Annotated in this window: 18 protein-coding genes and 1 pseudogene; 16 read left to right on the top strand and 3 right to left on the bottom strand. The window is 44.4% G+C overall.

All coding sequences use genetic code 11. The features are described 5' to 3' along the window. The first annotated feature begins 1 nt into the window (after nucleotide 1). The 4 genes and pseudogenes from BK127_RS31950 to BK127_RS31935 form a co-directional block, all read left to right on the top strand. Nucleotides 2-1,384, top strand: a complete 1,383-nt coding sequence (locus BK127_RS31950; RefSeq protein ID WP_083689756.1) for a sensor histidine kinase — start codon at nucleotides 2-4, stop codon at nucleotides 1,382-1,384. 95 nt (nucleotides 1,385-1,479) lie between these two features. Further along, nucleotides 1,480-2,022, top strand: a complete 543-nt coding sequence (locus BK127_RS31945; protein ID WP_076236155.1) for an FG-GAP repeat domain-containing protein — start codon at nucleotides 1,480-1,482, stop codon at nucleotides 2,020-2,022. A gap of 75 nt (nucleotides 2,023-2,097) precedes the next feature. Further along, nucleotides 2,098-2,802: a phosphatase PAP2 family protein gene (locus BK127_RS31940; protein WP_256711538.1), complete on the top strand. Its 705-nt coding sequence runs from the start codon at nucleotides 2,098-2,100 to the stop codon at nucleotides 2,800-2,802. Between the two features lie 71 nt (nucleotides 2,803-2,873). Beyond that, nucleotides 2,874-3,066 (top strand): annotated as a pseudogene (locus BK127_RS31935) (FtsW/RodA/SpoVE family cell cycle protein); the annotation flags it as partial. A 13-nt stretch (nucleotides 3,067-3,079) separates the two neighbouring features. Here the strand turns inward: BK127_RS31935 and BK127_RS31930 are convergent. Then, complete coding sequence (locus BK127_RS31930; protein ID WP_076236173.1) at nucleotides 3,080-3,910, bottom strand: AraC family transcriptional regulator; 831 nt, start codon at nucleotides 3,908-3,910, stop codon at nucleotides 3,080-3,082. Nucleotides 3,911-4,168: 258 nt separating this feature from the next. Here BK127_RS31930 and BK127_RS31925 point away from each other — a divergent pair, with 258 nt between their 5' ends. Both BK127_RS31925 and BK127_RS31920 read left to right on the top strand, forming a co-directional pair. Then, complete coding sequence (locus BK127_RS31925) at nucleotides 4,169-5,113, top strand: aldo/keto reductase (protein ID WP_076236153.1); 945 nt, start codon at nucleotides 4,169-4,171, stop codon at nucleotides 5,111-5,113. A 14-nt stretch (nucleotides 5,114-5,127) separates the two neighbouring features. After that, the gene (locus BK127_RS31920) at nucleotides 5,128-6,135 is read left to right on the top strand and encodes a zinc-binding alcohol dehydrogenase family protein (RefSeq protein WP_076236152.1); all 1,008 of its coding nucleotides are present in this window, start codon (nucleotides 5,128-5,130) and stop codon (nucleotides 6,133-6,135) included. Nucleotides 6,136-6,227: 92 nt separating this feature from the next. Here the strand turns inward: BK127_RS31920 and BK127_RS31915 are convergent, their stop codons facing one another. After that, a complete protein-coding gene (locus BK127_RS31915) occupies nucleotides 6,228-6,671 on the bottom strand; it encodes a hypothetical protein (RefSeq protein ID WP_076236151.1) in 444 nt (147 codons plus the stop codon). Between the two features lie 241 nt (nucleotides 6,672-6,912). Between BK127_RS31915 and BK127_RS31910 the strand changes: the two genes are divergently transcribed. The 9 genes from BK127_RS31910 to pdaA all read left to right on the top strand — a co-directional run bounded on the left by BK127_RS31910 (nucleotide 6,913) and on the right by pdaA (nucleotide 21,126). After that, a complete protein-coding gene (locus tag BK127_RS31910) occupies nucleotides 6,913-7,593 on the top strand; it encodes a response regulator transcription factor (RefSeq protein ID WP_076236150.1) in 681 nt (226 codons plus the stop codon). After that, nucleotides 7,590-8,987 (top strand): sensor histidine kinase, encoded by a 1,398-nt coding sequence (locus BK127_RS31905; protein WP_076236149.1) that lies wholly within the window; start codon nucleotides 7,590-7,592, stop codon nucleotides 8,985-8,987. The genes BK127_RS31910 and BK127_RS31905 overlap by 4 nt, the downstream gene beginning before the upstream one ends. Nucleotides 8,988-9,113: 126 nt before the next feature. Then, on the top strand, nucleotides 9,114-13,064 hold the full coding sequence (locus BK127_RS31900) for a response regulator (RefSeq protein ID WP_076236148.1): 3,951 nt from the start codon (nucleotides 9,114-9,116) through the stop codon (nucleotides 13,062-13,064). Between the two features lie 51 nt (nucleotides 13,065-13,115). Then, nucleotides 13,116-14,684 carry an ATP-binding protein gene (locus tag BK127_RS31895; RefSeq protein ID WP_076236147.1) on the top strand — a complete coding sequence of 523 codons (1,569 nt, stop codon included), beginning with the start codon at nucleotides 13,116-13,118 and terminating at the stop codon, nucleotides 14,682-14,684. Nucleotides 14,685-14,893: 209 nt separating this feature from the next. Next, nucleotides 14,894-15,121, top strand: a complete 228-nt coding sequence (locus BK127_RS31890; protein WP_076236146.1) for a cold-inducible protein YdjO-related protein — start codon at nucleotides 14,894-14,896, stop codon at nucleotides 15,119-15,121. Between the two features lie 148 nt (nucleotides 15,122-15,269). Next, nucleotides 15,270-15,413 carry a hypothetical protein gene (locus BK127_RS44080; RefSeq protein ID WP_179097680.1) on the top strand — a complete coding sequence of 48 codons (144 nt, stop codon included), beginning with the start codon at nucleotides 15,270-15,272 and terminating at the stop codon, nucleotides 15,411-15,413. A gap of 101 nt (nucleotides 15,414-15,514) precedes the next feature. After that, nucleotides 15,515-17,626, top strand: coding sequence for a ribosomal protection-like ABC-F family protein (gene abc-f / locus BK127_RS31885; protein WP_076236145.1), 2,112 nt, complete (start codon nucleotides 15,515-15,517; stop codon nucleotides 17,624-17,626). Between the two features lie 662 nt (nucleotides 17,627-18,288). After that, nucleotides 18,289-20,208 carry a threonine--tRNA ligase gene (gene thrS, locus BK127_RS31880; protein WP_076236144.1) on the top strand — a complete coding sequence of 640 codons (1,920 nt, stop codon included), beginning with the start codon at nucleotides 18,289-18,291 and terminating at the stop codon, nucleotides 20,206-20,208. Between the two features lie 159 nt (nucleotides 20,209-20,367). Beyond that, nucleotides 20,368-21,126, top strand: a complete 759-nt coding sequence (gene pdaA / locus BK127_RS31875) for a delta-lactam-biosynthetic de-N-acetylase (RefSeq protein WP_372237391.1) — start codon at nucleotides 20,368-20,370, stop codon at nucleotides 21,124-21,126. A 76-nt stretch (nucleotides 21,127-21,202) separates the two neighbouring features. On the opposite strand, the gene BK127_RS31870 is transcribed toward pdaA, so the two are convergent. After that, nucleotides 21,203-22,081 carry a TetR/AcrR family transcriptional regulator gene (locus BK127_RS31870; protein ID WP_076236142.1) on the bottom strand — a complete coding sequence of 293 codons (879 nt, stop codon included), beginning with the start codon at nucleotides 22,079-22,081 and terminating at the stop codon, nucleotides 21,203-21,205. A gap of 294 nt (nucleotides 22,082-22,375) precedes the next feature. On the opposite strand from BK127_RS31870, the gene BK127_RS31865 reads away from it, so the two are divergent. Continuing rightward, a complete protein-coding gene (locus BK127_RS31865) occupies nucleotides 22,376-22,855 on the top strand; it encodes a GbsR/MarR family transcriptional regulator (RefSeq protein WP_179097679.1) in 480 nt (159 codons plus the stop codon). The last annotated feature ends 17 nt before the right edge of the window (nucleotides 22,856-22,872 follow it).

Here is a 22,872-nt window from a genome sequence, read left to right as displayed (position 1 = left end):
GGTGGGTATTCAAAAAAGATTAGTAGGAAGCTACCTGATCGTTATTTTGATTACAGTTGCCATTCTGGAAATTTTCCTTATGGTTTCGGTGAAGTATTATTATTATCACAATATGGAACGGATTCTAATGAATCAAGCGGAATTATCGGCTTCTTTTTTTCATCAATATTTTGCAGATGAAGACCTACAGAAACAATCGGAACGATTATTGAATGGATTTGCCCAAAATTCCGCTGCACAAGTGCAGATCATAAGTTCTAGCGGGCAGCTTCTTCAGGACTCTACGGGAACTCCAGCCGGTAAAAGCTTGATCGAATATCAGGATGTGCAATCGGCGATCAGCGGAAAGGTCGGAATATGGAGTGGGAATGAGCTATCCACGCATGAAAATATATTGGCGGTGTCCTATCCGTTACAGGCTAAGGACATCACCGTTGGGGCGGTCAGATTTGTAACTTCGCTAACCGAAATGACAGAAACCATCAACCGTATTTTTACGCTCTTTATTACTGTAGGCTTATTTGTTGTCGCCATAGTCACCGTTCTCGGCATCTTTTTGTCCAGGACTATTACGACTTCAATTACCGAGCTTAAGCTGGCTGCAGATCAAATGGCGGAAGGAGATTTTTCGGTGACAGCCAAGAAACGATATCGAGATGAGTTGGGTTCGTTGGCAGATACGTTAAATACGATGGCAGCTACGATTCGGCAAAACGATCAGCTCAAAAATGATTTTATTTCATCGGTTTCTCATGAGCTGCGCACTCCTTTAACATCGATTAAGGGCTGGGCTGTAACTTTAAGGACGAGCGATGAGGACAGCGGTTCCCTACTCAAGGATGGTCTTGAAATCATCGAAACGGAAACAGACAGACTAACCGAGCTGGTCGATGAGCTGCTTGATTTTTCCAAATTGGATAATGGACGTTTGGTTTTAAACTGTAATCCACTACATATGACGGAATTCATTCAGCATATTGGTAAGCAGTTGGCTCCGAGGGCTGCTCGACAAAGTATTTCGTTGTACGTTCACGTTAACGATAAGCTTCCTGTTATTCAAGCCGACGAAAATAGACTGAAGCAGGTGCTGATTAACCTTTTAGATAATTCACTTAAATTTACAGATCCACTTGGCAGTATTCAGCTGGCCGCTGACTCGGATCACGAATATGTCATTATTTCCGTAGAGGATACAGGACAGGGGATTGCTGAGGGAGACCTAGCTCATGTTCTTCAAAAGTTTTACAAGGGAGACAGTCACGCTGCAGGAAGCGGTCTCGGGTTATCGATTTCGGAGCAAATCATCAGGCTGCACGGCGGGCGGCTGCTCATAGAAAGTCAGGAGGGAGTAGGAACAAAGGTCAAAATTTTTCTTCCCAAGTAGATAAGAAATCAATTTTAACTTTTTCATAACCTTTTGTTTACAAAAAAAATATAAAATAAAATTTGAACAGTCATCAATGAGGAGTAGGGGGACAAATGGTAAATAGGCTGATTTCGACAGGTCTCATCGTGACGAGTATATTATGGCTTGGCGGGTGTCGAATGCCTGCTTCTCCCATCGATTTAATAAAGCCTCCGGTCTCTGAAGGGACTTCCCAAAAGGATAAGTGGAGTACAACCCTGAGAACCTTACTGCCTGACGGAGCACGGCTATTAGCCTCTGTTCATGGAAAAAAGAGCAATGGCACTGTATTCGGAGATATGGATGGAGACGGGATCAATGAGGCCATAGTTGTATACGAAGAGGACGTTCTGAATGAAAAGAAGCTCAAAGCCGCCTTATTAAAGCAATATAAAGAGGATTGGCGAATCGTGTGGGATACTTGGGGATCTGGTTACGGTCTGGATAATGTGGGGTTTGCAGATGTTAATAAGGACGGTCGACCCGAGGTCGTTCTGGGATGGTCGTTGGGTGCAGGAGGAAATGGATTGGATATTTATGAATGGACCAACCATACATTACAGCTCTCCATGAAGAAAGGATACCAGGGACATCTGGATTTGAATCAAATTCCCTAACGATTACAGGATACTTGCGTGTTACTGATTGATTTACATGGTGTATTCATTTATGGATGAAAGTGGGATTTATAATTGAGACCAAGAAAAACACGTTCTAAACGTTCTAAGCGTACCTTGATGATCTTCAGCTTTTTGCTGATTATAGGCTTTGGCGTATTAGCATTTATAGCCAACCAATATCCATTAAATTCTTTTGATCTGAAGCTGGCTGGTAACATACAAAGCTTTGAACACCCGGCTCTTACTAAATTCATGGAATTGTTCACTACCATAGGCTCGACCAAGGTTTGCATAATTCTTGCTGTTTTGGTGATGCTTTTTTTATACTTTGTGCTTGGGCACCGTATCGAACTGATTTTCTTTATTGGAGCATTAGGTGGATCCGCTGTTGCAAATCAAATTCTAAAAGCGATCTTTCACCGGGAGCGTCCGAGCGTATATCGTTTGATAGAGGAAACCGGGTACAGCTTTCCGAGTGGTCATTCGATGGGAGCCCTTGCATTGTATGGGGCCTTGGCGTTTCTACTGTGGCGTCATACCTCTACAAGATTAGGACGAGGCTTGCTGATCGTACTGAGCAGCTTTATGATTGTCATGATTTGTATAAGCCGAGTTTATCTTGGTGTGCATTATCCAACCGACATTATCGGCGCATTGATGGTCAGTGGGTTTTGGTTGACGCTTATGATCTGGATTTTCCAATCGTATATGGAAAACCGGAAACTAAGATCATCGTCGAAGCTGCAAGCAAATACGAACAAAAAACTAAATGTGTAAAGTTTGGTTAAGTTCTATCATCCAACATTAGAGTCTGCTAAATGGCAGTCTCTTTTTTTGCTTGCTACGATATTGTCAGTATGATCGGAATCCAATTTTTGTTCAATATTGGAGCTGTCACAGGGTGTTTGCCAATAACCGGGGTGCCACTTCCATTGATAAGTTACGGAGGCTCTTCTTTATTGGTTTGTAATGGCGGGTATTGACATCCTGCTGAGTATTTTCCGAGAAAGAAATCGATTGCGTAATATGAAGTTAACTTAAGATTCCCAACTATTTACCTCCTCCGGTACACGGCGGGGGTTTTACCTGTTATCTTTTTAAATATACGGTGAAAATGGGGCATGCTTTGGAAACCGCATTGCTCAGCCAGCACTTCAATGGCGAGGTTAGTATCCTTTAGCAGACGCTTAGCCTTCAGAATGCGTTTCGTATGCAAATAATCGGTCAAAGGCATTCCGGTCATTTGTTTGAAAACCCGACTGAAATGCTCAGGACTTACATGTGCTTTCTGGCTTAAGAAGGAGAGAGTCAGGCTGCTATGAAAATTGAGCTCTATATAGGATACAATTTCCTTCATCCAAGTAGAGCTGGTCGACGTAAGCGAGCTTGGCTCTCTATAGGTGGAGCTTTGTATGCGTGATAAGGCCACAATAATTCTGTGCAGCGTTAGCATGACGGCATAACGGGAGCCTTGCTGTACCTCCTCTAATTCTTGCCTGATGTCTTCGATTAACATTTGAATGTGCTCTTGATCAGTGCCTTCCAAGGATAGCCTGAACTGCTTGGAGCTGCGAAGCTGTTCGAATATCGCCGTTAACGAAAAAGCATCGCCCAGAGAAAGATCGGGAAGTATAGCCGAACTGAAGTAAAGAATGGATGAAGTAACAGGCTCGCTTCTTTGCGGCATGGCACGATGAATCGTATTGCGCGGAATGAGAAACACATCTCCAGGCATCATCTCGTAAAAGGAACTGTCAATGAAAAACATCCCGTTACCGCTATAGACATAGACGATTTCGTACCAATCATGCAGATGATCAGGAAGCTCGGATTGAGGACTTTTGGTATCCTTAAAAACAAGCTGGAAAGGAAATTGCTCAGACATAGGGAATTTTTTGCGAATGGCTTTAATTAGAATCACCTCTGTTATATCCTACATCAAAATCAGGTATAAATATATCAAATAATGCGATTTATTGTTCAATTATAGCTGTTATAATGAGAACAGATCTTAAATTAGAAAAGGATGAAGGTTATGCTGAAAAGGAGTTCTTTCTCCCTTTGAAAGCGCAGACAAAACCGTGTTGAGGGGCTCCTTGCGTTAATGATATGGAATCAACCAAAATGGAGGTAGAGTCAACTTATGAAATTCAGAGCATTAGGCAAGACGGGATTGGATGTATCGATTCTGAGCTATGGTGCTTCTTCACTGGGGTCCGTTTTTCGGGATATTAATGAAGCAGAGGGTATTAAGGCGGTCCATACTGCGCTCGATTTAGGTATCAATTACATCGATGTGTCCCCTTATTACGGTTTAACCAAGGCGGAAACGGTGCTCGGTAAAGCCATTAAGGAAGTCTCGCGGGATCAATTTATCCTTTCCACAAAAGCGGGTCGTTTTGGAGCAGATGAATTCGACTTTTCCGGAAAACGAATTCGTCAAAGCCTGGAAGAAAGCTTACAACGCCTTCAAACCGATTATGTGGATATTTTGCTTCTGCATGATATTGAGTTCGAATCACTGGATGTGGTTCTGGAGCAAGGTATTCCAGCGCTGCAAAAGCTAAAGGAAGAGGGTAAGATCCGTTATTATGGTGTATCAGGCTTGCCGCTTGATATTTTTTCAATGACGCTTGCTAAGGCGAAACTGGATGTGATTTTGTCATATTGTCACTATGCCTTGAATGATACTTCTTTATTAGGACTAATTCCTACATTAAATCAACATGAAGTAGGTCTGATTAGCGCATCTCCATTATCCATGGGTTTGTTAGGCGACCGCGGCATTCCAGCCTGGCACCCTGCAACAGATTTCATTCGAGAAGTTTGCCAGCGAGCAGTCAGCTTCTGCCAGGAACAGGGGAAAGATATGACTAAATTAGCCATTCAATATGCCGTTCATAACGAGCTGATTCCTACTACCTTAGTGAGCACTGCCAGCTCAGATAATATCCGCAGAAATATCGAGTGGACTGAAGAGCGGCTGGACGAAGCGCTTCTTCACGAGGTACTGCAAATTTTGGAGCCCATCCATAATCATACCTGGTCAAGCGGAAGACCTGAATATAATCAAAATATTATTGTGTAAAGGGGAGAATGAGGATGAAGAGTATTGTATGCATGCAGCCCAATGAATTGAAAATGATAGAAGCCCAACCGCCTGTTAGGGGGCAAGGGGAAGCTTTGGTACAAATTCGCAGAATCGGTATTTGCGGAACGGATCTTCATGCTTATAGAGGAAATCAGCCGTTTTTTACGTATCCCAGAGTACTTGGACATGAGCTATCGGGGACTATCCTGCAATCAGACTCCAGTGATTTTCAAATAGGAGCGCAGGTATCGGTTATCCCCTATATGGAATGTGGAAGCTGTATCGCGTGCCGGAATGGTAAAACCAACTGTTGTACACAAATGAAAGTGCTTGGCGTACATACCGATGGGGGTATGGGAGAGATCATAGCTGTACCCACCACGCATTTAATTAAAACGGATGGCATTAGCCTTGATCAAGCGGCTTTATTGGAACCGTTAAGCATTGGCGCTCACGCGGTAAGAAGGTCGGGATTGCAACAGGGGGAGCTGGCGCTTGTCATTGGAGCAGGACCCATCGGATTAGGTGTAATGATACTGGCCAAGCAGCGGGGCGCGAGAGTCATTGCCATGGATATGAATGAAGAACGATTGCGTTTTTGCCAGGAATGGGCGCAGGTCGATTATACGTTAAATGTGCTGAATCAACCCTTGGAAGCGTTGGCGGAAATAACAGATGGAGATTTGCCGACAGTCGTATTTGATGCTACTGGTAATGCGAAGTCGATGATGGATGCCTTCACCTATGTATCCCATGGCGGCAGGCTTGTATATGTAGGCTTGGTCAAAGCCGATATTGCCTTCAATGACCCGGATTTTCATAAAAAAGAGCTTACTCTTATGAGCAGCCGCAATGCTACACGAGAGGATTTCGATACCGTCATCCAAGCCGTTCGTGATGGCGCCGTTGATATCGATCGATACATTACCCATCGTGTCAGCTTTGATCATATGATTGATGAGTTTGAAAAGTGGTACGATCCTGCTAATGGTGTTATTAAGGCGATTGTAGAATTGTAACCGTGAAAAAGAAAGACACCGACTGCGACAATGGACCAAGCTTGGACCAGGCACCTTGCGCAGTCGGAATCATATTTGGCTTATTCCTCGGTTTAAATTTTTAAACTCACAACCAGCACAACGGAAAGCGTGAGGACAATAACCGTACTGATCGCAAACATATAACCTGATAATTTGACGTGATGAGCCTCTCCCGGGATGCTCAAGCGTTTTTTAACTTTACTTCCCAGAATACCGGTGAATATTAGGCCAAGCAATATAATCGTACCGCCTCCCTTTTCCATGACCTCCAGCCATAACGGCTTCCCGGACCCCATCCCCATTTGAATAATCATCAAAATCCCACTGATTAATACGAAGACAGCACTTGGGTGAGCAAACCTGCTAAAGGTGCGAATAATGCGCTGTGCTAATGTATTGGATTCAAGCGAACCCAACTGTTTGTTTAACATAATCAGCATGATCATGATGGCAAACAAGGAACCGAGCCAAATGACCAAGCCAGCAAGATGTAAAAATAACATAAAACCAAACATGTGATTTCCCCCGTTTATAATAAGTTGAGATGCACGGAGGCGCTGGCCTCGCGTTACCGTCTCACATGATGTATTGTAGGCTGACAATATGAATGGACGATGTACGAATGATTACAGCTGTTGTAATATCCCGTTCATCGTCCGTTCATATTGTTTGTTTAAGCTACATTCATGTATGTTGACTATATTGTTGGAGAAATATTAAGGGATAACCTCAGCGAATTCGAAAAGGAGTGACACATTGAGAACTCACATTTTGGTTGTGGATGATGATCCCCACATTCGGGAACTATTAGCTTTTCTTTTAAAGAAGGAAGGGTATATCGTTATAGAAGCAGACAATGGTGAACAAGGGTCAACCATCCTGGAAAACGAACAGGTCCATTTGGCCGTGGTGGATATTATGATGCCGTCGAAGAATGGTTGGGAGCTTTGCAAGGAAATCCGCAAACACTATGATATTCCGGTCATTATGCTGACGGCTAAGGGAGAGATTGAGGATAAAGAAAAAGGTTTCTTGTCCGGTACAGACGATTACATGGTGAAACCGTTCGAGCCGAAGGAACTGATGTTTCGGATAAAAGCCTTACTGCGTCGATATCAAATGGTTTCTTCGGAATTAATCCGGTTGAACGGTACGACGATAGACCGTAATAGCTTCGAGGTGAAGACGGGTGACTCTGTTCTCATTTTACCGTTGAAAGAATTTGAGCTGCTGTCCCAATTGGCGAGTCAACCCGGACGTATTTTCACGCGAGAGCAGCTGCTGCAGCTGATATGGGGGTCGGATTACGAAGGGGGCAGCCGGACCATCGATGTACATATTAAGCGTTTGCGTGAACGATTTGCAGACAGAACGGATGACTTTGTCATCACTACGATCCGCGGCTTAGGGTATAAGATCGAGGTGCAGGGAGGATGAGAAGTCTTTATATTCGCATTGTGGTAACGTTTGTGCTGATTTCGCTTGTAAGTGGTGTATTGGCTCTTCTATTGGCAAATGTTTATTATGTCCAGAAGCTGATCAACTATAACGAACAAAAAATACTGAATATCGGCAATGAAGTCAAGACGTTATATGAAAAAACGCCGGATCTTGATCTGGGGCAATATTTGTCACATATCGCCAACATGGGATTCCAGATTTATACTGTGGATGACCAGATGCAGGGCTCATTTTACGGCTCCCCGTTCAAAAATAAACAAATGGCTGCGGAGCAGATTCGTCATGTTTTAGGTGGAGGGATTTATAAAGGAATTTTGGAGGAACGCCATCTGCTGATGGTTAACGGGCTTTTTGAAAATAGTATCCAGAACAGCATCGGATTACCCATTATGGCAAAAGGGAATACACATGCTGTGTTTATTCGTCCAAATCTGGAACAGCAGTTTGGTGAAGTTCGAACCCTGCTGGCTATACTATTGGTGTTCAGCTTTTTGTTCAATATCGTGTTCATTGTTATTTCAACGCGATACATCGTCAAACCTATCCAAACATTGACCCAAGCAACTCAACAAATCGTGAGCGGCAGCTACGACATCGAAATGGATGTTTCACGCCACGATGAAATCGGTAATTTGGCCCGATATTTTGCACAAATGGCGCAGACGCTTAAGCAGCTCGACGATATGAGGCAGGAGTTTGTAGCCAATGTTTCGCATGAAATTCAGTCGCCGTTAGCGTCCATACAAGGATTTTCACAGGCGATTCTTGAACAGAAAGCTACACCTGAAGAGGCACGACGATACCTACGTATCATTGAGGAGGAAAGTCGACGCTTATCGTCAATGAGCAAGAAGCTTCTGACTTTGGCAGCGCTGGACAAAGAAAAGACGGTGGTCAAACCGACAACTTTCCGGCTGGATGAACAGATTCGGCAGGCCTTGATCATGACCGAGTGGCAATGGGCGGAAAAGCAGTTGGTCGTCGAGCTGGATTTATCCGAAGTCGTTATTACCGCGGATTCCGGGCTTATCTATCAAGTATGGTTGAATCTGATTACCAACAGTATCAAATTTTCATTGCCAGGAGATACGATCCGGATCGGAATCGCAGTCGAACATGATATTACGGTGAAGATCAGCGATACGGGCATCGGAATATCCGAGGACGAACTTCCACATATTAGTGAACGCTTTTATAAAGCTGATAAAGCCAGAAATCGTGCCCGCTCCGGTAGTGGACTCGGACTTTCGATTGTAAAAAAAATCGTTGATTTGCACCATGGCTCCATTCAATTACAGAGCAGGCTTGGGGAAGGGACAACGGTTATTGTAAAACTGCCTAGAATGCTAGACTCGAAATATCATAATTAGTTTAATCATAAACATATATCTTTACTTTTAATTGTGTTACTATAATTAGTTAAGGCTAATTTGGAATTTTGAGTAAAAATGATGGAATTTTTGTAGGGCGAGATTGAGAAATGAGGGTATCGGAATATGCTCTGGATAAAGAACTTGAAAATGAACAGCAAGCTGGTTGTTATGGTTTTAATTCCAATGCTCGGTTTGCTGTATTTTTCAATCACAGTGGTTATTGCCAAAATGAACGATCGAACTGAGTTAGGTCAGTTAGAAACCAAGACCAAGCTCCTGGTGAAAACCATCGACTTGATCCATGAGCTTCAAAAGGAACAAGGAATTACAGTAAGCTATTACGCTGATCACACAGAGCTCAAACGAAATCAAATGCTGGAGCAGCGAAAGAATTCCGACCAAAGTATAATTAATTTTAATCAATATTCGGATGTTGTAACGAAAAATGAGCTGGATGCGACTACCAGAAACAATCTGGAACGTTCCATAAGAATGTTGGATAAGCTCGATGCAGAGCGGGGGTTAATGGACAAACAAAAAATGGATGCGAATTCGATCCTGACGTACTATGATGATACGTTAGGGTCTTTTTTTATTTTGATGGATCAATTGAAATTGGCAAGCTCGAATCTTGAAATCGCTGCTAGTCTGTCAGCCTTTCACAGCTTCTCTCAAAGCAAAGCAGCGCTTAGCAAGGAACGAATCCTCATTAGCCGTATTCTTCAAGCTCGTCAAATCCAAGCTACAGATATATATAACTTAGGTTCGTTGGAACAAGAGCGGCAGCTTTATTTGAACAGCTTTACTTCGAATGCAAGCTCGGATTGGCTTGGTCAATATAAGTCGATCGTTAAAGGGCAAGTAGTTGATGAGGTCAATCGTATTCGATACAACGTATTGGATGGAGCTGATGGTAAGAGTGCTGCTGTTGACCCGGTATACTGGTATCTGCAATCGACAGATGTCATCGATTTAATGAAGCAAGCGGAAGATCAATATGGAGTGGCTTTGCTCGACCGACTGGATCGAAGCAGGAGCGGAGCTTTAAACTGGCTTGTCTTTATGAATCTGATGAATCTTCTTATTATTTTAGTTTCGCTATCTCTGCTTATTCAAGTATGGTTTACGTTCCAGGAAATGATGGCCGAAAAAGAAAGACAATATTGGTTGAAGGCCGAATTGGCCCGTTTAACAGAGCTTTCCCTCGGAATAACCGACCTGCAGCAGCTGATAAAAATGCTTATTTCAGAAATTTCCAAGCTGATCGAGGTTGGACAAGGTGTATTTTATGTAAAAGAGACAAGGAAAAACGCTGAGCACACGGGTGATTTTATATTGCTTGGCAGCTATGCCTACAAGCAGCGGGAAAATATTTCGCATCATTTCCGTTCGGGAGAAGGCTTGATTGGTCAATGTGCATTGGAGAAGAAGCCGATATTGCTGACACAAGTGCCTAATGAATATATTCAGATCAGCTCCGGACTGGGAGAACACAATCCTCTGACGATCTTTGTCATGCCGATTATTTTCGAAGATGAGGTAGTAGCGGTAATTGAATTAGCCTCGTTCAAAGCTTTTACGCCCATACAGCAAAATTTGCTTGAACTGTTGTCCACGCCATTAGGTGTTATTATTAACAGCGCCTCCAGTCGTCAACGAACGGAAGAATCCCTATTAGAATCACAGCTTCTTGCCGAAAAAGCGCAATTATTAGCTGAGGAAGCACAAATACAACAGGAAGAATTACGCGTATCCAATGAAGAATTGGAAGAACAAACCAAAATGTTAAAGTATTCAGAAGAGAAGCTGAAGCTGCAAAGTGAAGAACTGCAAATAATTAACGATGAGATGGCGGTTAAGACAAAACGCTTGGAAATGCAAACGATGGATATTATCAAACAAAATGAAATGATCCAATTATCCAAGGATGATCTTGAGGTGAAGGCCAACGAGTTGGAGCTGGCCAGTAACTACAAGTCGGAGTTTTTAGCGAATATGTCTCATGAATTAAGGACCCCGCTTAATAGTCTGCTAATACTCGCGAAGCTGCTCGCTAATAACATGGAGGGGAATTTGACGAAGGATCAAATCGAGTCGGCTCAAATTATCTACAGCGGCGGCTTGAATTTGTTAACACTGATCAATGATATTTTGGACTTGTCCAAGGTAGAGGCAGGTAAGTTAAACGTGATGCCGGAGGAAGTTAAGCTGGAATCGATTGTCCACAATCTCAAGTATCAGTTCAATGTGATAGCACAGGATAAAGGGCTGCAGTTCGAATTGCAAATAGAAGAAGGAGTTCCGTGGACCCTCATAACAGACGGCCAGCGGACTGAACAAATACTCAAAAACTTTTTGTCCAATGCATTCAAATTTACATCCAAAGGAACGGTTTCCTTGACTATTTGCCGCCCTGCAGCGGATTTTCACTTTATCAATACTACTCTCACAGCAAACAATACGGTTGCTTTTATCGTAAGTGACACAGGGATTGGAATTGTACCGAACAAGCAAAAAGCGATATTTGAATCTTTTCAGCAGGCTGACGGCTCTACCATTCGCAAGTACGGCGGAACCGGATTGGGCTTGACGATTTCCAGAGAGCTTGCCAAGCTGCTTGGCGGCGAAATTCATTTAGTGAGTGAGAAGGACGTAGGAAGCACTTTTACATTAATTCTCCCGCTTGACATGAATCATGTCTCATCTATTGGGGACCCCATGAACGGAATGGCCTCCTCAAACGATATGGTTACTTCTATGGTCCATTCGTCTGAAAATACAATATCCGAGGCTCATATGGAGCAGTCTATTACCGCCGCGGCGGCAGAAAGGGTCAAAACTCCACAAGCTATCAAAGCGTTTATTGCTGATGATCGGGATCATATCGAGCCTCATATGAACGAGAAGGTAATCATGATAATAGAGGATGACAAAAGCTTCGCCAAGGTCTTATTGGATATGTCTGCTGCCAAGGGCTTCAAATGTATTGCGGCAGAAGATGGCTTCAGTGGTCTTCAGCTGATAAAGAAGTATATGCCTAGTGCCGTATTGCTGGATCTGGGTCTGCCAGATATCGATGGGCTTAAATTGCTCGAATTGCTTAAGCACGATAGCGAAACACGACATATTCCGGTTCATATTATTACTGGCAAGGAAGATAGACAAACCTCGCTGGATAAAGGGGCAGTTGGTTTCCTCACAAAGCCTATCAGCGTCACAGACTTTGATTCCGTATTTGCCAGGATCGAAGTTGTTTTGCAGGAGCGTATTCAACTGATGCTTGTCGTTGAAGATGATGCTCATAATCAGAAAGCCATATATGAAATGCTCCTCCACAAAAAAATCGAGATTCATTGTGTTCAGACAGGTGCGGAGGGCTTGGAACGATTGCGATTACAGGACTACGATTGTATGATTCTTGATTTAAAGCTTCCCGACATGACGGGTTTTGAATTACTTGCCAAACTGTCAGAGCTTAAGAAGACTCATGTACCACCGATTATTGTTTATACAGGTAAAGAGTTAACACAAGAGGAATACAAGGAATTGAATCATTACACGGGTAGTATTGTCATCAAAGGCGCTCATTCCCCGGATCGGTTGTTGGATGAAGTTTCTCTGTTTCTCCAGCATGTGAATAAATCGCTACCCTTTGAACAGCGCCATGGGGTCAACATGCTGCACGATGGGGATGAAACTTTAAAAGGTCGAAAAATATTGTTGGTGGACGACGATTTGCGAAATACGTTTGCTTTGTCCAAGCTGCTGCAGCATTACGAAATGGACGTAGTTATGGCAGATAATGGTAAGCTGGCTCTGGAAATGCTGGATCAGGTTGCCGGTATTGAACTGGTTATTATGGATATTATGATGCCCGTCATGGATGGCTACGAAGCCATGCGAAGAATTCGCGAGAATCCTGAGTTCAATAAGCTGCCGATTATCGCGTTAACGGCTAATGCGATGGTAGGTGATAAAATGAAATGTATTGAAGGCGGTGCCAACGATTACATGACAAAACCGATTGACACGGACAATCTGCTTTCCTTGTTGCGAGTATGGCTGTTTAAATAAACATTTGTTTACGAAGTAAGGAAGCTTCGCAGACTTTAAGGAGGGACATTCATGATACCTGCAAAGGAAAAGCTTGCAGCTAAAATACTTGTCGTTGATGATCGAGAAGAAAACTTGTTTGCCATGGAGCAAATATTACAAACATTAGGCTGCGAAATTTATAAAGCACATTCGGGGAATGAAGCCATGTCGTTCACGCTGCGTCATGATTTTGCATTGATTTTACTTGATGTGAATATGCCGGAAATGAACGGATTCGAGCTGGCCGAGATTTTGCGCGGCAATAAGAAGACAAAGCTCATTCCGATTATTTTTGTGACAGCTACCCATAAAGAGGAAGCGAGCGTGTATAAAGGTTATGAGACCGGCGCTGTCGATTTTTTGTTCAAACCGGTTAACACAGATATCCTGCTTAGTAAGGTAAAGGTATTTATTGAATTGGATTTGCAAAAAAAAGCGTTGGAATCGGTCAAAGCAGAGCTTGAAAGAAGCAACAAAGGCTTGGAACGATTCAGGGAGGCGGTTACCCTGTTCGAGCATCATCCAGATCTTATTTATTCATTGGACTTACTTGGAAATTATACATCGGTCAACCCGGCTTTTGAGCAAATAATAGGGGTAGCAAGCGAAGAAGTGGAACAGGGTCAGCTAAATTTCCGTGCTTTTACCTCAGAAGACAATTTACCTGGTATCGAACACTATTTTCAACAAACAGTAAACGGGAACGTGCAGCGCTATGAAACAAAAGAGATGAGTTTGAATGGTGAAATCGTCATCTATGATGTAATCAGTTTTCCTATCGTGCTGGAAGTGAAAGTGGTTGGGGTATACGTCATTGCAAGGGATATAACGAAACGGAAAATGTTGGATATCGAGCTTTTGCAAGCTAAAGAAGAAGCGGAAAATGCGCTGCTTGTTAAATCTGAATTTCTGTCCATGATGAGCCATGAAATTCGTACACCGATGAATGGTGTGATTGGGATGGCGGATTTACTCCTTGAAATGGATCTTGAGTCAGAACAAAGAAAATATGCTGGAATTATACGGAATAGTGCGAATGCCTTAATGTCCGTGATCAATGATATTCTAGATTATTCAAAAATTGAATCCGGCAAAATGGAACTGGAGCAGGAACCGCTTGAACTGAAAGCTTTGGTCCAAGAAACGTTTGAATTATTTACAGCCACCGCCTTGGAGCGAAACCTGATTCTGGAGTATAACATCGATGAACAGCTTCCTCAGCTTATTGCGAGCGACCATACCCGACTTCGCCAAGTCATGATTAACTTAGTCGGAAACGCTGTTAAATTTACGAAAAGCGGCGGGATTCATGTGATGGTTAATCAAATTTCCGCGCAGGACGATTCCCTTGAGATTGAATTTGTCATAAAGGATAGTGGAATCGGAATTCCCCCGCTGAAGATGGTTGATTTGTTCAAGCCCTTTTCGCAGCTCGATTCGTCGAGGGCACGTAAATATGGAGGTACAGGGCTTGGATTAGCGATCTGCAAAACGCTGGTAGAATTGATGGGTGGAAAAATTCATGCGCAAAAAGATGTTGAGCATGGAGCCATATTTATATTTACGATTCAAACCACCGCCTTTTATTTTACGGATTAGTTACACATTTAATGCTATCCATATTTATACATAAGCATTCTCAGCGGGCCGAAAGTGAGTATCACTTGCTGGTCTTCTTTGTTGTACCCTCATGCGGGATGGTGAAGTAGATAGATGTTGGCCTATTAGCGAAAATAGGGCTTGCCAATAGTCGTCTTCTGTATAATAATAAGAAGTCTAGAAATTAACGCAGGGAGATCTGATTGGAAATGGCAACTACGACATTAGAGGAACAAACGCAAGAACTGGAACACATAGAAATATGGAAATGCAAACAACCTGAATGCAAAGCATGGACACGTAAGGAATTTGTAACAGAAGAATTGCCTGACTGTCCTTTATGTAAAAGCCCGATGGTACGGAGCTATAAACACTTACCGGTAATGGACAAAAAAACGAAGAAAAAGTTTCTGGTAGGTAAGGGACGCTCCAAATAGGATGAGATGGAACAAAAAGGCTGCCGCCGTTCGTGCAGCCTTTTTTGCTGCCCGGAAACTTAAAGTATTCAAGCTGGGAGAGTAGACATTGCATTATCCGTGCGTTTTATGCTACAGTTACAATAATAAAAACAAGGAGGTGAGGTAGGTGAATCACGAAATGGTGAACAACCGTATTAGCCAGCTGCCGATTGCTATGGCTGGCATCGTTCATACTTTTCCGAACAACGGGAGAAGTCTGTCTGATTATTCAAATACGGTTGTACCATTCGCGAGAAGACGCCTACCTTAACCGATACGGATTGCTGTACCATCCGAAGGGTCGCGGGCTTGCTGCTGCGGCTCTTTTTTGCTGTTGAGTTAGGGTCTTCATCTCTAGGAGGATCCTTTATTATGATTATTATTAACGGCCAAAATATAAAAAAATACCACGGTGCCCACCTTGTGCTGGATGGGGTTACTTTTGAAGTGCATGAAGGAGAAAAGGTAGGTCTTATCGGGCGAAACGGATGCGGAAAATCGACACTGCTGCAGCTCATTTCCAGACAATTGCATGTGGATGAAGGCATGTTGACTCTGAAGAAGGATATTCAGGTAGGATATTTGCCGCAAATCCCTGTTGAATTTGAAAGTATGAAGGTGTATGAAGTGCTCGCTTATGGTTACCTGGAGCTGACAAAATGCCAGAAGGAATTAACCGAATTGGAGCACGAAATGTCCGACCCTAAGGTGTCATCGAGCCCCGAACGGCTTGAGCAGCTTCTGCAAGCCTATGCTGCCGTACAAGAGCGTTTTGAACGGGGCGGCGGTTATGAAATGGATGCCAGCATTGATCAAGTGGCCCTAGGCTTGCAAATTCCGAAGAGTGCGTACATGCGCAGCTTCAGCTCACTGTCCGGAGGCGAGAAGACGAGGGTAGCGCTAGCCTCACAGCTGATTGTTCGACCCGAGCTGCTGCTGCTCGACGAGCCAACAAACCATCTCGATCTGAGGGGCATTGAATGGCTTGAGCAGTTTTTGCGGAGCTATACAGGCGCATGTATGGTTGTGTCGCATGACCGTTATTTTCTTGATCGTGTAGCATCCAAAATGATTGAGCTGGAGGATGGAGAGGCTCAAACGTATACGACCAATTACAGCGGGTATATGAAGGGAAAGGAAGAACGGCTGCTGCAGCAGTTCGCTCAGTATCAGGAGCAGCAAAAGGTGATCAAGAAGATGAAGGAGACGATTCGTCAGCTGGAGGAGTGGGGACGGGTCGGCGGAAATGAGAAGTTTTTTAAGCGAGCAGCTTCGATTCGCAAAGCGTTGGATCGTATGCAGAGGGTGAAACGTCCGGTGTTGGAGCAGAAAACTGCTGATTTTGGGCTGGTGCCGCTGGATCGCTCCGGTAACAGGGTGGTAATCTTTGAAGGGGTTTCCAAATCTTACGACAGTCGTGATGTGCTGTCCGGGGTGGAAGGAAGTCTACAGTATGGGGAAAAAGTAATGCTGTTAGGAGACAACGGAACAGGCAAAACGACTTTGTTCAAGCTCCTATTGGGCGAAGAAATGCCCGATGGTGGAGAAATCAGGCTGGGAGCCCGTGTGGAAATTGGATACTTGGCACAGCAAAATGCGATACTGGACCGCAAGCAGACGGTGCTGGACTATTTCCGCACGGAAGCTGGCTTAGAGGAAGGCGAAGCAAGGGGTATTCTTGCGAGGTATCTGTTTTACGGAGCGGATGTATTCCGTCCGGTAAGCCTGCTGTCTGGGGGTGAGTGGTCACGGCTGCGACTTGCGCTGCTCGTTCTCTCGAAGCCTAATCTGCTCCTGCTCGATGAGCCGACGAACCATCTGGATATCGCTTCGCGCGAGGCGTTGGAGGAAGCTTTGGAGGAATTCCCGGGAACTGTGCTTGCGATCTCGCATGACCGCTATTTTATCAATCGGCTGGCGCAGCGGGTATGGTTGTTAGAGCAGGGTAAGGTGGCCCAATATCTCGGGAATTTTGACGAGTTCAGGGCGAAGAGGCGGCAGCAGGAAGAGGAGGTTTCCGAGCGCGGAGGAAACGGTTTTGTCAGCGGCGCACGCCGGAACGGCGCGCGTGTCGAGGGCAAGCCGGACTTCCATGGCGCAGCGGGAGTCCTGTCACCGGTGGCGGAAAGCTGCGACAAAGCGGGAGCGAAAGCACAAGCACCGACGGGAAGTCGGAGCTCTGCTGGTGCGAAGGCTCAGGCAGCGAGGAATCATGACGCTGCCACTGCATCGCGAAGCGCAGCTGTTACCGCGCCGAAAGCAGAAGCAGATGGCAGCGCCCGCGCGTCCGAGCGGCGGCGTCTGGAGCTCGAGCGACAGATTGCAGCGATCGAAGCGGACATGGCCGCAGCAGACGCAGAGCTGCTGGAGCTTGGTGCTAGTATCAACGGCGATACAGAGCTGCTGGAGGTACGATGGCGTGAGCGCGGTCTGCTGCAGGAGCGGTACGATAAGCTGCTCGAGGCGTGGATGGAGCTGGCGTGAGTTCATTACTTTGAGGTATTGATTTTACCCACGAACAATACCCCTTGACAAAATAATCTCCATTCGTTATTCTAATTAACAAATAAAAGCAAGGCAATAACCAAGGACATGAACACTTAGGGATACTGAACAGAAAGAGGGGTCACCGGCTGAAAGCCCCTTCTGTGGAGATAAGTGATTTACCCCCTTGCAGCTGCGATATGGAAATCATGCTTGCACATGAGAGTAAACTTCGCCGGGAATTCCCGTTACAGAAACCAGAGGATCTGCTATTATCAGCAGGTTATAATCAGGGTGGAACCACGAGCACATTCGTCCCTTTTCGGAGACGAGTGTGCTCTTTTTGTTTTTTTAATAACCAAATAACCTTTAAAAGCAATAACCAAGGACATGAACACTTATGGAAGCTGAACAGAAAGAGGGGTCACCGGCTGAAAGCCCCTTCTGTGGAAATAAGTAATTTACCCCCTTGCAGCTGCGATATGGAAATCATGCTTGCTCATGAGAGTAAATTTCGCCGGGAATTCCCGTTACAGAAACCAATGAGGATCTGCTATTATCAGCAGGTTATAATCAGGGTGGAACCACGAGCACATTCGTCCCTTTGCGGAGACGGGTGTGCTCTTTGTGTTTACAAAAATGATCATAATGGAGGAGTTAACATGGCAAATCAAGTGAAAGTGAAGCTGCCCGACGGAGCTGTAAGGGAGTATGGTTACGGTACAACAATTGAGCAGATAGCAGGGTCAATTAGTCCGGGGCTAAGGAAACTTGCGGTGGCTGGTACAATCAATGGCGAAATGGTTGATTTGAATCGGTCTATTGAGCAGGACTGCGATATAGCAATCATCACACTCGATAGCAAGGAAGGATTGAAGGTATACCGCCACAGTACGGCGCATGTGATGGCGCAAGCGCTTAAGCGCATATATGGCGAAAAGTCAGTAAAGCTCGGCATTGGCCCGGTCATTGAGGATGGCTTTTATTACGATATCGACATTGAAAAACCTTTATCCAGTGAGGATCTTGCTGCAATTGAGCAGGTGATGGAGAACATAATTGCGGAGAACCTGCCGATTGTCAGACGAGAGGTAGACCGTGTTGAGGCCATTCGGATATTTGAGCGGCAGGAGGAGCCACTTAAGCTGGAGCTTATTCATGATTTGCCGGAAGCCTCTGTCATCACAATTTATGATCAAGGTGAATTTTACGATCTATGTCGTGGACCCCACCTCCCGTCTACAGGCCGTATTCAGGCATTCAAGCTGCTGAGTGTAGCAGGTGCCTATTGGCGAGGTGATTCCAACAATAAAATGCTGCAGCGTATATACGGAACTGCCTTCCCCAAAAAACAGCAGCTAGAGGAGCATTTGTTCATCTTGGAGGAAGCGAAGAAACGCGATCATCGTAAGCTTGGCAAAGAACTGGGATTGTTTATGTTCTCAGAGGAAGCGCCGGGAATGCCATTTTACTTGCCCAAAGGCATGTCGATACGTACAGAGCTGGAGAACTTTTCGCGCGAGGTACAGGTGCAGCAGGATTACCAGGAGGTCCGTACTCCACTCATGATGAACCGACGGATGTGGGAGCAATCCGGGCATTGGGATCATTACAAGGATAATATGTATTTTACTGAAGTTGACGATACGCATTATGCCCTCAAACCGATGAATTGTCCGGGACACATGCTGATCTTTAAAAATACACTGCATTCCTATCGGGAGCTTCCGATACGACTTGCCGAATTCGGTCAGGTTCACCGCCATGAATTTTCGGGTGCCTTGAACGGGATGATGCGTGTGCGTACGTTTTGCCAGGATGATGCACATATTTTTGTAAGACCGGACCAGGTTGAGGAGGAGATTGGACGCGTAATTGCTTTTATCGATCAAATTTACCAGGTGTTTGGCTTTGAGTATACAATCGAGCTGTCTACACGTCCTGAGGATTCGATGGGATCGGCGGAGTTGTGGGATCTGGCAGAAGCATCTCTTCAGCATGTATTGGATCAGAGTGGTATTGCCTATCGAATGAATGAAGGTGACGGGGCCTTTTACGGACCGAAAATTGACTTCCACATTCTGGACGCGCTTAAACGCAGCTGGCAGTGTGCGTCGATCCAGCTTGATTTTCAAATGCCTGAGAAATTTGATCTTTCCTACATCGGCGAAGATAATCAGAAGCACCGTCCTGTTGTCATTCACCGTGCAGCCTACGGGTCCATAGATCGCTTCATCGGTATTTTAACAGAGCATTACAGCGGTGCGTTCCCGGTTTGGCTTGCTCCGGTTCAAGCGAAAATATTACCTGTGTCCGATGTCTACATCGACTATGCACTGCAGGTGAAGCAAGCACTGGAAGCTGCAGGTATTCGTGTAGAAGTAGATATACGAAGCGAAAAGCTTGGCTATAAAATCCGTGAGGCACAGCTTGAAAAGGTTCCCTACATGCTTGTAGTCGGCGAGAACGAGCGGTCAATGAATAAAGTGGCGGTCCGCAAACGTGAAGAAGGCGATATCGGATCGATGGGCATAGCAGAGATTGCGGAACAAATTGCAAGTGAAATTCGAGCGAAATCGTGATCATTATCAACGATTACAAGCTTTCTTTTCTTTCGCTAAGCGGATGATTCATTTCATCCTGAGCAATACTACCTTTAGGCAGCTATGAGACATGAAGGATGTCAATTCAGAAAAGAGGGTGCATGGATGAGACGTGCCATACAGGCCGTGGTGTTTTTAATGGTAATGGTTAGCGTTGTACAGCTCTCTGGTCAGGTGTGGGCTCAGGACGATAATCGTCCTTATCATTTTGGCTTTAAAAAAAGCAAGGATGGAAAGCTTCCTTCAATCGCGGAAGAGGGCTTTATGGGCATTCTTCAAAAGCACGGAGCTATTTTTTTGGGGGATACAGAGAAAAAGGAACTTTATTTAACCTTTGATAACGGGTATGAAAACGGATATACAGCTCAATTGCTGAACGTATTAAAGGATAAGAAGGTGCCCGCGGCCTTCTTTGTGACCGGGCATTATGTGAAGGACCAACCGGAGCTGGTCAAGCGAATGGCTGAAGAGGGGCACATCATTGGCAACCATTCCTGGAGTCATCCGGATATGAGCAGTATATCTGCGGGCCGTATGAAGGATGAGCTGGACAAAGTCAAAGTGGAAATAACCCAACTGACCCCACAAAGCGAAGTGCGGTATTTGCGGCCGCCAAGGGGAATCTTTAGTGATCAGATGCTCGGGGTCAGTCAAAATTTGGGCTATACCAGTGTCTTCTGGTCCGTGGCGTACAGGGATTGGGATACAAAAAAGCAGCACGGCTGGAACTATGCCTATCAACAAGTGATGGCACAGCTTCATCCTGGTGCTGTCATTCTGCTTCATTCCGTTTCTCAGGATAATGCAGAGGCTATGGGCAAAATTATTGACGATGCCCGCGGTCAGGGATATGAATTCAAAAGTCTCGATCAAATGCAGTTGAAGCAGTACCGCTAAACACATACTTTGTGAATGAATGGTTCACTCAATCAGGTTAACCGGAAACTCAGGTTAGCCTTTTTTTCTCGGTAAATTAGCAAATACGGGCACAACCGAATGATTTGTTGAATACGGCGATAATATCCGAATCCCCCTCTGCCAAGGAAATCAGGTAATTAACCATTCCCTTGATAATGATATCGTTGGGATCTTCTTTAGTGGCCTCTTGAACGATTACATCCAGCGACTGAAGCATGGTGCACATAACCATAGGGGCTTCGACATGCGATTCAATCCAACCCTTCGTTGTAAGCGCTCTCTCAATCAAGCTTTCGCGAGTTGTTTCTGAACTGCGATCAGACAAAATAACAGCTTTGGAAAGAATGGGAACGGTGGGTTTACTCAGAATCCCATAAATAACATCGTCCAGACGGTTCATTAAATATTCGGCTAGCTGTCCGCCTTCAATAGGATGTCCGAAAACGATATGGCAGAAAAAAAACTCCTTGATCATCCCGTTAAATAAGTTGGCGCAATCAAATGAATGCGGTCTGATTTCGGATCCATAGAGCTCAATGATACGCTGATCAAACCATATAACGTTTTGGTTGCTGTGATCAATCATTAAATCCTGTAGAGCTTTATTTAAAAAGGTGATCCCTTTTAGCTGCATCGCAATAAAATCTTTATCTTTGATGAAGGCTTCGCATTGATATTCAATGGATTTAAATAGTCTTTCCCGAGCGCTTAACGAGGGGTCCTGAAGAATCTCCTCCAGATATGAGCGGTACGATTCCATATAATGATTGAAAATATGAACGAGCAATTCCTCTTTGGAATGGAAATGTAAATAAAAAGCTCCCTTGGATACTCCGGCAAGACTGACAATATCTTGAACGGATGTTGTATGGTAGTCACGTTCTCCGAACAGCTTGATTGCAGCCTGAACAATTTGTGTTTTTTTGTCATTCATTCTGTTCGACACTCCTTGTTTCCAAACTTGGTACATCACATGTATACAGCCATTGTATACGTCGAACATATTCATGTCAACATTATGACTGACTGGTCACAAAATCTGTTTAAGTAACGAAATAAAATAAAAAAAGGTTGATTTAAAGCTGTATATCCATTATTATACTTCCATAATGACCAGTCAGTCATAATGTGATTGTAACTTTAATATCATTCTTAAAGTTACGAATGAACTTACATGTACTTGAAGGAAGGGGCCACCAGCAATACGATGTTACAGACTCTCGACGAAATGAAGTTAAGCACGAGTCATTTTATGTCCATGCACCTGGAAAAAGAAGGCTTCAGTCCGCTTGTTGGCAGGCTCTTCACACTGCTTCTGTTTTCGGCAGAGCCCTTATGCTTGCAGCAGATGGCTGAGGCATTATCTGTGTCAAAGGCCGCGATCAGCGTTCAAATCCGGAATATGGTATCGCGGCATTTGTGCAATAAGGTTCCGGTTCAGAATGACAGAAAGGATTACTATTACATAACGGATGATTTTGAAATCCATGTTTTCGAAACATACAAAGAGAAGATCAAATCCGTTCAACAAACGCTGAATCGGAATTTGCTCGCTTTACCGGAACAAAAAGGTCTGGATTCTGCGGATCAGGAGACGTGTCGCGTTGTCGAACAAAGATTCAGCGAAATTTCATTGTTTTGTGACATTTACATGTCCAGAATGAAAGGCTTCAACGAGGAATGGCTGCTCAAAAAGCAATTATTGTAATTTGATAAAGGAGTAAA

Source organism: Paenibacillus sp. FSL H7-0331 (assembly GCF_001956045.1).
Note: the sequence above shows the minus strand (reverse complement) of the source record. Positions and strands in the feature narration are given on the sequence as shown.

Bases quoted from the DNA above. Each gene is read 5' to 3' on its own strand.
- BK127_RS31900 (WP_076236148.1), top strand. From the start codon at position 9,114: ATGCTCTGGATAAAGAACTTGAAAATGAACAGCAAGCTGGTTGTTATG.
- thrS (WP_076236144.1), top strand. From the start codon at position 18,289: ATGGCAAATCAAGTGAAAGTGAAGCTGCCCGACGGAGCTGTAAGGGAG.
- abc-f (WP_076236145.1), top strand. From the start codon at position 15,515: ATGATTATTATTAACGGCCAAAATATAAAAAAATACCACGGTGCCCAC.
- BK127_RS31890 (WP_076236146.1), top strand. From the start codon at position 14,894: ATGGCAACTACGACATTAGAGGAACAAACGCAAGAACTGGAACACATA.
- pdaA (WP_372237391.1), top strand. From the start codon at position 20,368: ATGGTAATGGTTAGCGTTGTACAGCTCTCTGGTCAGGTGTGGGCTCAG.
- BK127_RS31915 (WP_076236151.1), bottom strand. From the start codon at position 6,671: ATGTTTGGTTTTATGTTATTTTTACATCTTGCTGGCTTGGTCATTTGG.
- BK127_RS31865 (WP_179097679.1), top strand. From the start codon at position 22,376: ATGAAGTTAAGCACGAGTCATTTTATGTCCATGCACCTGGAAAAAGAA.
- BK127_RS31870 (WP_076236142.1), bottom strand. From the start codon at position 22,081: ATGAATGACAAAAAAACACAAATTGTTCAGGCTGCAATCAAGCTGTTC.
- BK127_RS31905 (WP_076236149.1), top strand. From the start codon at position 7,590: ATGAGAAGTCTTTATATTCGCATTGTGGTAACGTTTGTGCTGATTTCG.
- BK127_RS31920 (WP_076236152.1), top strand. From the start codon at position 5,128: ATGAAGAGTATTGTATGCATGCAGCCCAATGAATTGAAAATGATAGAA.
- BK127_RS31925 (WP_076236153.1), top strand. From the start codon at position 4,169: ATGAAATTCAGAGCATTAGGCAAGACGGGATTGGATGTATCGATTCTG.
- BK127_RS31895 (WP_076236147.1), top strand. From the start codon at position 13,116: ATGATACCTGCAAAGGAAAAGCTTGCAGCTAAAATACTTGTCGTTGAT.
- BK127_RS31945 (WP_076236155.1), top strand. From the start codon at position 1,480: ATGGTAAATAGGCTGATTTCGACAGGTCTCATCGTGACGAGTATATTA.
- BK127_RS31930 (WP_076236173.1), bottom strand. From the start codon at position 3,910: ATGTCTGAGCAATTTCCTTTCCAGCTTGTTTTTAAGGATACCAAAAGT.